The sequence below is a fragment of the Pedobacter sp. 22226 genome, from assembly GCF_052045455.1.
In the GTDB taxonomy this organism is placed as follows: domain Bacteria; phylum Bacteroidota; class Bacteroidia; order Sphingobacteriales; family Sphingobacteriaceae; genus Pedobacter; species Pedobacter jeongneungensis.
Genome location: NZ_JBQEPB010000006.1, coordinates 15,372 through 28,261 on the forward strand (window position 1 = coordinate 15,372; position 12,890 = coordinate 28,261).

3 protein-coding genes are annotated in these 12,890 nt (G+C 44.2%); all 3 read right to left on the minus strand.

The features are described from left to right. Positions 1-980: 980 nt before the first annotated feature. The 3 genes from ACTJKC_RS14785 to ACTJKC_RS14795 all read right to left on the minus strand — a co-directional run bounded on the left by ACTJKC_RS14785 (position 981) and on the right by ACTJKC_RS14795 (position 12,884). Positions 981-1,901, minus strand: coding sequence for a PorP/SprF family type IX secretion system membrane protein (locus tag ACTJKC_RS14785; protein WP_440793018.1), 921 nt, complete (start codon positions 1,899-1,901; stop codon positions 981-983). An 8-nt stretch (positions 1,902-1,909) separates the two neighbouring features. Beyond that, on the minus strand, positions 1,910-10,372 hold the full coding sequence (locus tag ACTJKC_RS14790) for a gliding motility-associated C-terminal domain-containing protein (RefSeq protein WP_440793020.1): 8,463 nt from the start codon (positions 10,370-10,372) through the stop codon (positions 1,910-1,912). Between the two features lie 1,591 nt (positions 10,373-11,963). After that, a complete protein-coding gene (locus tag ACTJKC_RS14795) occupies positions 11,964-12,884 on the minus strand; it encodes a PorP/SprF family type IX secretion system membrane protein (protein WP_440793022.1) in 921 nt (306 codons plus the stop codon). Positions 12,885-12,890: the final 6 nt, after the last annotated feature.

Sequence of the window (12,890 nt, forward strand, 5' to 3'; positions counted from 1 at the left end):
TGTTTTCTAAAGCGATCGTCATTCCCGCGGAGGCGGGAATCTTAATTGTTTAGCTATATCACGCGTAATTTCTACCGCGAACAATCCGTCATTTCGACTGGAGCGCAGCGTAATGGAGAAATCTATTAAGTTAAATTCTACAGATTAAAATTTTCTATCGGCTCATTGCCGCCGGGGCTAGTCCTTTTTCCTTGATGAAAAAGGGACCAAAAAATCAAGGCTTGCATCCTTCCTTGTAAAAAGCTACGGAAATCTTGATTGCGGCAGCATCGAGGCTCTTACCCTTGCTTATCCCCACCGCTCCCGCTTTGATCCTGCCTTGGGCTGTGGGGTAATGAGGGGAGCTGCAAAGATTTTCGTGCTTTTTCCGGCGGAAATCTGCGAGGCCGGTAGCATGGAGCAGAGAAATATCACGCGTAATTTTTACCGCGAACAATCCGTCATTTCGACTGGAGAGCAGCGTAATGGAGAAATCTATTAATTTAAACTCTACAGATTAAAATTTTCTATCGGTTCGCCGCCGCCGAGGGACTCTTTCTTTATCATTGATGATAAAGAAACAAAAAATCAAGGCTTGCATCCTTCCTTGTAAAAAGCTACGGAAATCTTGATTGCAGCATCGAGGCTCTTACCCTTGCTTATCCCCACCGCTCCCGCTTTGATCCTGCCTTGGGCTGTGCGGTAATGAGGGGAGCTGCAAAGATTTTCGTGCTTTTTCCGGCGGAAATCTGAGAGGCCGATAGCAGGGAGCAGATCTCATGGAACATATTGCAGGGTGCGGTTAATTTGTTTTTCAAGGCCTTTCCCTTTCAATAGAAAGGTGCCGGTAGGCGGATAGGGGCGCTGCGACCAATAAAAAAGCCGCAGATTTATTCTGCGGCTTAGGTGAAGATATTTTGTTTTATGCATTAAAATTTCCGGATTCGGGATAACGACGATTCTCTTTAAAACTGAAACAAGTTTGGAATGACGGCTATATATTATGGTTTCTTGCTAATATTTAAGCGGATATTTACTTCGAAATCGCCGTCGGTATAACCGCTGATGGCTGAAGTGGCGGTATTGTAATAAGCCATAAAATATAAAGTCGATTTATAGTTCATTCCGAAACCAACGGTAGCATTTTGCGTGTTGTGGTACATGGCCATTACGTATAATTTATCGTTGGCGAAGTTGGCGTTAACACCTGCATCCCATAAGTTTTGGTAGTTTTTAATGCCCCTGAAAACACCTTTTGGCTCGAGGCTGATGCCGTTAATGCCAGATCCTAAGGTGAATTTGTAACTCACAGCGGAATAAAAGGTGGGTTTATCGGCAAAGTTTAAATCGTCTTTTCTGAAAACGGAACGCATGTTGGGCAAGGCACCTTCAACGGTTAACCCTCTTAAGGTGTAGGAAATCCCGAAATCGCCATCCAGGTAATAACCCCTGTCGTTAAAACGAGCGATGGAAGGATCGTTAATGTCGCTGTTCCTTATGCTGCTTAAATCGAGCTTATCCTGACTTGCGCCAAAAGAGATCCCGAAATTTAATTTCTGGTCGTTGCTGTTTAACGGCAGGTGATAGGCAAAGGTACCCATCGCTTTGGTACGCTGGATCCCGCCGGCTTTCTCATTGTAGATATTCATGCCCCAGCCCACTTTGTTTAACTGCTGGTCTAAGGTTACGCTTTGGCTAATGGGTGCACCGGGAATGTTCGACCACTTTTTGCGGAAACTTCCGTTGATGTTAAACCCTTCGTCGATACCGGCCATTGAGGGGTTAATCAGGTAACGGTTCTGAAAGTATTGTGCATTGAGTGGGAGGATCTGCGCTTTTGCAGATCCTATAAATAATGTGCTAACAGCAAATAGAAACGTTACGCGACGCATTTGCTTTATGTTTTTTGTAATTGCTCTCATGTCTGTAATTAGTTTCTAAGGATATTGATGTAACCTTTAAACTTACCGATACCATTACCCAAATCGATGATGTAATAATAGGTGCCTTCGCTCAACGCACTGCCGTTTATGGTTCCGTCCCAATCATTGGTATAAGCGTGTTTGGTGTATAAAATCTTTCCGGCTTTATTGAACACCTTCAAGGTATTATTCGGATAGTAATCGATGTTTTTTACGATAAACTTATCGTTGTAACCATCTCCGTTTGGTGTGACTACCGTATTGGCTTCCAGTTTATAATCATCAATTACCGTAATGGCAATGTTTTGATCGCTCATACAGCCACTCGCATTGGTTACGGTAACGCGGTAAGTGCCGCTCTGTTTAGGGCGGATGGTTAAGGCAGCAGTACTTTGTCCGCTAATGATATCCGGGCCCGACCAGCTGTATTGTGTACCGCCGGTAGCGGTTAAAATAATTGCATCACCTTTCGAAACCGATAAACCTTTATTGCTGCTGATCGAAGCCGCTGGTAAAGCATTTACGGTCACCGTTGCCGATCCGGTTTGTAATTGACTGGCATAAGCATCAGCCACGCTCACCAAAGTGTAGGTAAATGTACCCTCTGCATTGGTCGGCGCACTAACTGTCGCGGTAGTTGAATTGGTGGTTACGGTGCGGTTGCTGCCTCCGTTTATGGTATAGGTAAAAGTGTAAGGTGCTGTTCCGCCTGATCCGGTAAAGGTGATGTCTGGCGATGTACCAAAATTACATACCAAAGCATTACCTGCAATGGTGGCTACTGGCAAATCATTTACGTTTACCGTTGCCGAACCGGTTTGCGGCTGGCTACAGTTTACATCGGCTACACTTACTAAATTGTACACAAAAGTTCCCGATGCTGACGTTGGCACTGAAACGGTCGCGGTATTGCCGGTTGAAGTTACGGTTTTGTTTACCCCGCCATTAATATTATAGGTAAAGGTATATGGCGCGGTTCCGTTAGTTCCGGTGAAGGTAATATCAGGTGCTGCGGCCAGTTTGGATACCGTTGCTGAACCCGAAATGCTTGCAGTGGCTAAAGCCCTTACAGTAATTGTTGCCGATCCGCTTTGCGCTTGACTGGCATAAGCATCAGCCACGCTCACTAATGTATAGGTAAATGTACCCACCGCGTTGGTTGGCGCACTAACTGTAGCAGTAGTTGAATTGCTGGTTACGGTGCGGTTGCTGCCTCCGTTTATGGTATAGGTAAAAGTGTAAGGTGCTGTTCCGCCTGATCCGGTAAAAGTGACGTTTGGCGATGGACCAAAATTACATACCGAGGTATTACCTGCAATGGTGGCCACTGGTAAAGCATTTACTGTTACCGTTGCTGAACCGGTTTGCGGCTGGCTACAGTTTATATCGGCTACACTTACTAAGTTATATATAAAGGTTCCCGATGCTGACGTTGGCACTGAAACGGTCGCAGTATTGCCGGTTGAAGTTACGGTTTTGTTTGCCCCGCCGTTAATATTATAGGTAAAGGTGTATGGCACCGTTCCGTTAGTTCCGGTGAAGGTAATATCAGGTGCTGCGGCCAGTTTGGATACCGTTGCTGAACCCGAAATGCTTGCAGTGGCTAAAGCCCTTACAGTAATTGTTGCCGATCCGGTTTGTGTTTGACTGGCATAAGCATCAGCCACGCTTACCAAAGTGTAGGTAAATGTACCCTCTGCATTGGTTGGCGCACTAACCGTTGCGGTAGTTGAATTGGTGGTTACGGTGCGGTTGCTGCCTCCGTTTATGGTATAGGTAAAAGTGTAAGGTGCTGTTCCACCTGATCCGGTAAAGGTGATGTCTGGCGATGGACCAAAGTTACATACCGAAGCATTACCTGCGATGGTGGCCGCTGGTAAAGCATTTACAGTTACCATTGCCGAACCGGTTTGCGGCTGGCTACAGTTTACATCGGCTACGCTTACTAAATTATATATAAAGGTTCCCGCTGCCGAAGTTGGCACTGAAATGGTCGCAGTATTGCCGGTTGAAGTTACCGTTTTGTTTGCCCCGCCATTAATATTATAGGTAAAAGTGTATGGTGCCGTTCCGTTGGCTCCGGTGAAGGTAATATCAGGTGCTGCAACCAGTTTGGATACCGTTGCTGAACCCGAAATGCTTGCAGTGGCTAAAGCCCTCACGGTAATGGTTGCGGTGCCGCTTTGTGTTTGACTGGCATAAGCATCAGCCACGCTTACCAAAGTGTAGGTAAATGTACCCTCTGCATTGGTTGGCGCACTAACCGTTGCGGTAGTTGAATTGGTGGTTACGGTGCGGTTGCTGCCTCCGTTTATGGTATAGGTAAAAGTGTAAGGTGCTGTTCCGCCTGATCCGGTGAAAGTGATGTCTGGCGATGGACCAAAATTACACACCGAGGTATTACCTGCAATGGTGGCCGCTGGTAAAGCATTTACAGTTACCATTGCCGAACCGGTTTGCGGCTGGCTACAGTTTACATCGGCTACGCTTACTAAATTATATATAAAGGTTCCCGCTGCCGAAGTTGGCACTGAAATGGTCGCAGTATTGCCGGTTGAAGTTACCGTTTTGTTTGCCCCGCCATTAATATTATAGGTAAAAGTGTATGGTGCCGTTCCGTTGGCTCCGGTGAAGGTAATATCAGGTGCTGCAGCCAGTTTGGGTACTGTTGCTGAACCCGAAATGCTTGCAGTGGCTAAAGCCCTTACGGTAATGGTTGCGGTTCCGCTTTGCGCCTGACCACAGTTAACATCTTTAACGTTCAGTAAATTATAGGCAAATGTACCCTCAACATTGCCTGGCACTGAAACCGTTACGGATGAACTTGTGCCGGTAGTGCTTACAGTTTGATCTGCTCCTCCATTAACATTATAGGTAAATGTATAGGGGGCAGTTCCGTTCGCTCCTGTAAAGGTGATGGTTTGGTCCGCGTCATTTACGCACACTGCAGCTGTACCTGTAACAGTTGCTGTAGCGGTTGAGGTACCCGTTAATTTGAAAGATTTGGTGATTTTATTTACACCCCCAAAATCTGTTCCGCCATCATCCAGTACTGTAACGGTAATATTGGCTTCGCCACTTATGTTGTTTTTTAAATGGTAAGTAATGGTGCCCTTATCGGTACCATTTGCTGCAATGGTTAATACATCAAACAGGCTCGCGTTATCAGCAGTTACCGAAAGTGTAGTGTTTTGTGTGGTTTCAGGACCAGCAGAAATTCCGGTTAAAGCAATGGTTTGGTTAGCCGGAGCATAACAGATAGCCTGATCTGCTATGGCATCGAGGGTAGGCGCACCATTGCCGAACAGGTATCTCGTTTTAACAGGATAATGATCGGTTGTGGTAGTGCTATAATTGGAAACCAGGTTTTTAACGGCATCTAAAACCTCTGCCGATGCCGGGATGTAATTGAGGTTAAGGTTTTTCGTGATGATGACGTTATCAATTACTGTATTAAATCCTGCGGTAGATTGTTTGCCCGCTAAACTTAAAGGTAAGGTTACCGGGAAATAATTAGCCGCATCCTGGGTGAAATCTGAATACGAAGTTCCGGTGCCGGGCATTGGGGCGATGGTTTTATCCGCATCCAGTACATCGTTAAAATCGCCGAGAATGATTACTTTTTTGCCAGCCAGATTAAGATCCAGCCAGTCTTTTAACTGTTTGTTTCCTGCTTTTCTGCGGTTGTAGGCATCAATCTGATCGGCTGTAGTACCGGTATTGGCTTTGGCATGGATCTCTACAAAATAAACGGTATCTGCTTTATTGTTGATATTTACCTGCGCCTGCATCAGGTAAGGGAAGCGGCCCGACGACCAGTTTTTGTAAGGGCTACCATCGGCACTGGTTGCAGGTACAGCCGGGTTATAGGTATCTCTTAAAATCCCTAAAGTTGAAATGGGTTTAATCAGATCGGTACGGTACATAAATGCCAGTTTCTGCGCCAGGGGGTAATCGGCATCTGCTTTATTATCAGCATAGGATCCGAAATCACTGAATAAAACATTGTATCCGGCCGGTAAAACGGTATTTCTAAACAAAGTGGTATCTACAACCTCAGCAAAACCATAAATATCGGCATTGAGATTATTCACCACTGTTTTAACATTAGCGGCCTGCTGGGCATCGTTCGATGGGTTCTGGGCAGGGCTGCCAAACCATTCGATATTCCAGTTTACCACTTCTAAAGTATTGGCAGCATCGAAAGTGTTTCCGCTTAAGGCTACCGTTTTGTTTGCTGAACCAGCAGTGGCAATGTTTACATTTCCTGTATAACTGGTATTGACCGTAGCTGGTGAAAATTTAGCATAAACTGTTGGCGACGTATTGTTGATATCGGCTTTTGCATAAGTAATGGTACTGCTGTACGTTCCGGTACTGGTTTTAGATAAGGTAAAGTTAGCCGGGGCGGTTAGGGTTACATCATCCGTTAAGTTACCGGCAGAAAAACCAAAGGTACTTGCTGCAGAAGTGGTGTTGGCCGCCTGAAAACCAAAGCTAATGCTTGATGGCGAAGTAGTAATATCTACCGCAGGTGGCGTATTGGAATTGGTTACCACAAAATCATCTACTGTCCAGCGGCTGGCCGACGAAGTAGTAGAATTATATACGATAGCTACATAAACCGGCGTTGCTTTGTAGGCTGATAAATCTATATTATCCGATTTGGTCCATTTATCGGTACCTGTTTCAGGAAATTTACCGTCTAAGCTGGTCCAGGTGGCCAGTGCAGGATCACCCGAACCAGTATAGTTGGTTGAAATTTTGAGTTGTAATTTATCTCCTGCGAAAGCAGATCTTGTGTAGAAAGATAAAATAGCATACTTAAATGAAGAGATATTTAAAGCCGGCGAGATTAACCAATCCTCATTCAAAATATTACCGCCTGAATAACCATTAATCTGAAGGGCATTTCCGGTGTTTGCCACACCTGTAGGATCGGCCGGATCGTGTCCGAATGTAGTGGTACAAGCCCAGGTTTGTGCACCGGTTACGCTGTATTGATAAAAACCATCGGATAGTGCAGCACTCCCCGCAGTAGTACAGTTTTCGAAGTTAAAAGCTGTTTGGCTGGGATCAACTGCCAGACCGGTTAATGAAAGTGAAACCGAAGTTGCACCAGTGCTTTCATGTAAAATGGCACCAGTTGAATTGCCTGCAACCGTTGGACTGAATTTTACATACACCGTTTGGTTTGTGGCTAAATCTGCCACGCTGTAAGTTAATGTGGAAGAAAAGGTAATGTTATCTTTCGAAATAGAATAAGGTGCAGTTGTAGTCAGGGTAGTGGCATTGGTTAAGTTACCGGCAGATAATACATAGGTTTTAGGTGCCGAAGTGGTATTAATGGCCTGATTGCCGAAAGCCAGAGTTTTTGGTGTAACAACTAAATTCGGGCCAGAGGTAGAAGCCGGCTCAGTTACAGAGGTGTTTTGCGGATTTGGCGGTCTCAATATAAAATCTAAAGAATTATCATCACTATCGTATCCGTTACCGGCAAACTCTTCTGTACCGCCAGTTCCCATGGTAGTGGCATCTGATGTAGCGCTTGCTTTTCTTTCTATGGATGTAGAATTGGTTGTGGCTGTTGCGGGCGCAGTACCTTCAAAACCATTTGCTGTTCCGAAACCGACTTTATCAATAATATTTGCACCAGTCGGGTTTGCTCCTGTTTGAAGGGTAACCGAATTGCTTAACAATACTTTTCCGGTGGTACCCGATAAATTAAGCGTGCCAATCTTATCAGGCGTTGGTAAATCTACTGTACCACCTGCGCCTGCTGCTTCCTGAACGAGGTAAAAACCCTTTGGAGCAATGGCACCAGATAAGTTGGTTGCTGTCCAGTTGCCAGCACCGGTAGCACTTGTATATTGAACGCTCCATCCGGTTAAATCGACTGCTGTATTCCCCGGGTTATACAATTCGATAAAGTCATTTTTGTAAGTTGCGCCAGAGTTTCCGCCGCCACCGTAAATTTCTGATATGACAATATGTGATGGTGTTGCGGGTGGGGTGGTAGCTACACCTGTTGCAGTAATATTCAGTGTAGTTGCCCCGGTGCTCGAAATACTGATAGTGCCCGATGCTGCCGAGGCTGTTGTGGGGCTAAAACGTACTGAAACTGTTTTGTCTGCTGCAAGTTCGGCCGCGGTATAAACCAGTGAAGTGCTGTAGGTAATATTATCTTTCGAGAGGTAAAAAGGTGCAGTTGTGGTGATGTTTACTGCATCAGTTAAGCCCGTTGCATTCAGGTTAAACGTTTGTACGGTAGAATTGGTCCCTGTATTCTGCGAACCAAAATCGAAAGCTGTTTGATTTACCTTTAAAGCTGGTGACGGTACATTTCCCTTAACCGTTGGGTCGTTATATAAATTAAGTTCGGCAATGGCAGCATAATGTAGCCCGTCGAATGCGTTTTTGGTAACAAATTTAAAATACCTGAAGTTTCTGGGCTCAAAATTAATCTGATTTACTCCGTTGTTATAATTAAGTGTATAACTGCCTACCAATGTATAATTTACATCGTCGTCGCTCACTAAAATATCAACATCTTTAACCATCACATACATATCGTAAAGCTGATTATAGCTCCATCCGGTAAAGCGTTGTACCGATTTGGTATCAATGATGAGCTCATGTGGAAAATAAGCATCATAATTAGATTCCCAACCGGTTTTATCTCTACCGTCAATTGCAGACTCGGCCGATTCGTTAACAGCTGATTGACCATCAGGCGTAGTTTTATTTTCGTCTTCGTAAGTGGTTACATTATCGGGCTTTAATTTATTGCCCGCTCTTATGGTCCACCCGGCACGGCTAACTAAAGTATTTGCAGGCTTAGTCTGGTTAATGGGATCAGGTCCTTGCCATAAGTTAAGTTCAGCTAAATACGCCCATCCATCATTACTATTTTGAGGGCTTATGGCCACAAAACGGAAATACCTGAAATTTTCTTTTTTGTTAAAGCTGATGTATTTGCCCCCGTCGCTTCTCCCTAAAACGTCTGTTTTTAACAAAACAAAATCGCCCTCTTTGCCCGTATTACTACCGTACAGTTCAATATTTTTAATGGCATTTGATAAGCCCTTTTTGTGGAGATAGCTTATGCCAACGTAATCCTGCTGTGTTTTTGTATCAATGGTTACCTGGTGAGGGTACATGGTTTTGGCATCATTATAGGAATTCCACGTGGTACTGGGGTTGTTGTCTATAAGGTTCGTTGCCAAACCAATATTTCCATTGGCATCTTCATCAATTTTGGTGCTACCGCCAATAATTTTGTTGCCTGGCGTAATGGTCCAATTGGTTCTGTCAGCCCTGGTTATATTTTTAGGAGCAAATTCTGTAGCCAACCCGGGTATATTCGAATCAAAATAAATGTGTGCAATACCCTGCGTAATGTATCCGTTGGTATGGATGAGTTTAATTTTGACCTCATAAGTTGTATTGCCCTGATAAGATAAACCTGATAAAGGTAAAGCGATCGAAAAACTGTCGGTACCAATAGGTTCTATTTCGTATGATATGGCGTTGTAATCATGATTAGCGCCCTCACCTTCGCCCTCAATATTTGGATCGAGAAAAACAGCAATGTGTTTCACCGGAAATGCCGGCGTATTGTTTAGAAATTTTCCGTTAAATTCCAGCTGTTGGGTAGTTGTGTTATAAGTACCGTGTATGATATCCACTGCTGATAATTTTTCGTCGTAATACCTGGGGATGGTTACATCGTTAAAAATTTCACAAACATCGAGCATGGCACAATCTGCCTTGGTTAAAATTGTAGGGTTGTTGGGTAAAACCTCTAAGCTATAGTTGCCAATGCCCATTAAGGTAGGCCTGTAGGTATCAGGGTAACGTTGGGCCTGTGTTTTAGGTGCGCCCTGCAACCGCATGTCTCCACCTACGGGAAAGGGTTCGTTGTTATGCTGTAATTGAAGGGCATGGCCAAGCTCGTGTAACATACCCCCTACCCAAAGCGCTAAATTGTCTTTATTAGGATTAGTCATATCCAAACCCAAATTATCGTACACAATACTGTATTTACCCCAACCGCCATAAAGCTTATTGTCGTATGGGGAAATGATGAGCATGTGCTGGCTGGTATTTTTAGCTACATTTTCCGGCAATGCCAGATAGGCATCTGCTTCGCCCTTAACTGCGCCGGCATTACTTAGCTCGCTAGCGGGTTTATTACTTTTAACAGTACATATTTGCACCCGTTGCATGGCGTTATCTTTTATAAGGCCAAATGTTTTATCGCCAAATCCTTGTTGTATCATTTGCTGGCGGAAAAACTCTTGCCCATAAAGTAAGGCTTTGCTAATTCTTTCTTCGTAATTAGGTAAGGGGGGAATGTCTTGTGGAATGAGATACACCACTACAAGGTTATGCTGCCTGTCTGGCTTGTAGGTTTGCGCTTTTGCGCCAATACCAATTAATATTAGTAAAGTAAGTAATTTTATTTTCATAAAGTAGGTTTGTAGTAGGTTTGTGAAACGAAATTATTGTTTTAAATTAAGTGCAAAAAAAAAATGTACCAGATGTAAAGAAAAGTAGCATATTTCATGTTTCTGGTAGATTTTTAAGGGTTACTGATGTGGTAACTAAAAACCAATTTTCGTCATTGCGAGGCTGGGTTTGAGCGAGCCGAAGCAATCTCATTAAAAAGAATTATTGTCATCCTGAGGCACGAAGGATCTGTAAGTGTTGATTACTGGTTTGTGTTTGCTCACCGGCTAAGTTTTCCTTTGCCTTATGCTCAGTCTTGCCTCGGCTCACCGCCGCCGATGGGCTCTTTCTTTTGGCTTGGCCCAAAAGAAACAAAAACCCAAGGCTTGCACCTTTTCTTGAACTAAGCTATCGAAATTCCCACTGCGGCAATATGGAGGGCCCGATGAAAAATCGGGACTGTATATTGCCTTGGGCAGTGAGGTATTGAGAGTGGGCTGCAGGAATTTCAATGCTTATTTCGGCGAAAATCTGCGAGGCCGATAGCAGGGAGCAGAGAAATATCACGCATAATTTCTACCGCGAACAATCCGTCATTTCGACTGGAGCGCAGCGTAATGGAGAAATCTATTAAATTAAACTCTACAGATTAAAATTTTCTATCGGCTCATTGCCGCAATCCCATTAAAAAGAGTTATTGTCATCCTGAGGCATGAAGGATCTCTAAGTGTTGATTACTGGTTTATGTTTGCTCACTGGCTAAGTTTCTTTTCTATTTTGCCCCTTACTCAGTCTTGCCTCGGCTCACCGCCGCCGAGGGGCTCTTTCTTTTGGCTTGGCCCAAAAGAAACAAAAACCCAAGGCTTGCACCTTTTCTTGAACTAAGCTATCGAAATTCTCATTGCGGCAATATGGAGGTTCCGATGAAAAATCGGGACTGTATATTGCCTTGGGCAGTGAGGTATTGAGAGTGGGCTGCAGGAATTTCAATGCTTATTTCGGCGGAAATCTGCGAGGCCGGTAGCAGGGAGCAAAGAAATATCACGCGTAATTTCTACCGCGAACAATCCGTCATTTCGACTGGAGCGCAGCGTAATGGAGAAATCTATTAAATTAAACTCTACAGATTAAAATTTTCTATCGGTTCGCCGCCACCGAGGGGCTCTTTCTTTATCCTTGATGATAAAGAAACCAACAATCAAGGTTTGCATCCTTCCTTGTAAAAGCCACGGAAATCTTGATTGCGGCAGCATCTAGGCTCTTAACCTTGCTTATCCCCACCGCTCCCGCTTTGATCCTGCCTTGAGCTGTGGGATAATGAGGGGAGCTGCAAAGATTTTCGTGCTTTTTCCAGCGGAAATCTGCGAGGCCGATACCAGAGAGCAGATCGCATGGAGCATATTGCAGGGTGCGGTAATTTGTTTTTCAAGGCCTTTCCCTTTCAGGGGAAAGGTGCCGTTAGGCGGATAGGGACACTGCGATCCATAAAAAAAGCCGCAGATTTTATTCTGCGGCTTTGGTAAAAATGTAATGCTTTAAGCATTAAAATCCTCGATTATTCGGAATCACGACCATTTTTTAAAACTGAAACAGTTTTTTGGAATAATTATGTTATGGTTTCTTGCTAATATTTACACGAATGTTCACTTCGAAATCACCGTCGGTATAACCGCTGATGGCTGAAGTGGCGGTATTGTAGTACGCCATAAAATATAAAGTCGATTTATAGTTCATTCCGAAGCCAACGGTAGCATTTTGCGTGTTGTGGTACATGGCCATCAGGTATAATTTATCGTTGGCAAAGTTGGCGTTAACACCTGCATCCCATAAATTTTCGTAGTTTTTAATGCCCCTGAAAACACCTTTTGGCTCGAGGCTAATGCCATTAATGCCCGATCCTAAAGCGAATTTGTAACTTACTGCAGAATAAAAGGTGGGTTTATCGGCAAAATTTAAATCGTCTTTTCTGAAAACTGAACGCATGTTGGGCACAGCGCCTTCAACAGTTAATCCTTTGGAGGTATAAGAAATCCCGAAATCGCCGTCCAGGTAATAGCCCCTGTCGTTAAAACGGGCAATAGAAGGATCGTTAATGTCGCTGTTCCTTATGCTGCTTAAATCAAGTTTATCCTGACTTGCGCCGAAAGAGATCCCGAAATTTAATTTCTGGTCGTTGCTGTTTAATGGCAGGTGATAGGCAAAAGTTCCAACCGCCTTAGTACGCTGGATCCCGCCCGATTTCTCATTGTAGATGTTTACGCCCCAGCCCACTTTGTTTACCTGCTGGTCTAAAGTTACGCTTTGGGTAATGGGTGCTCCGGGAATGTTCGACCACTGTTTGCGGAAACTCCCGTTGATGTTAAAACCTTCGTCGATACCGGCCATTGAGGGGTTAATGAGGTAACGGTTCTGGAAATATTGTGCATTGAGTGGAAGGATCTGCGCTTTTGCAGATCCGAAAAATAATGTAGTTGCAGCAAATAGAAACGTTACGCGACGCATTTGCTTTATGTTTTTTGTAATTGCTCTCATGTCTGT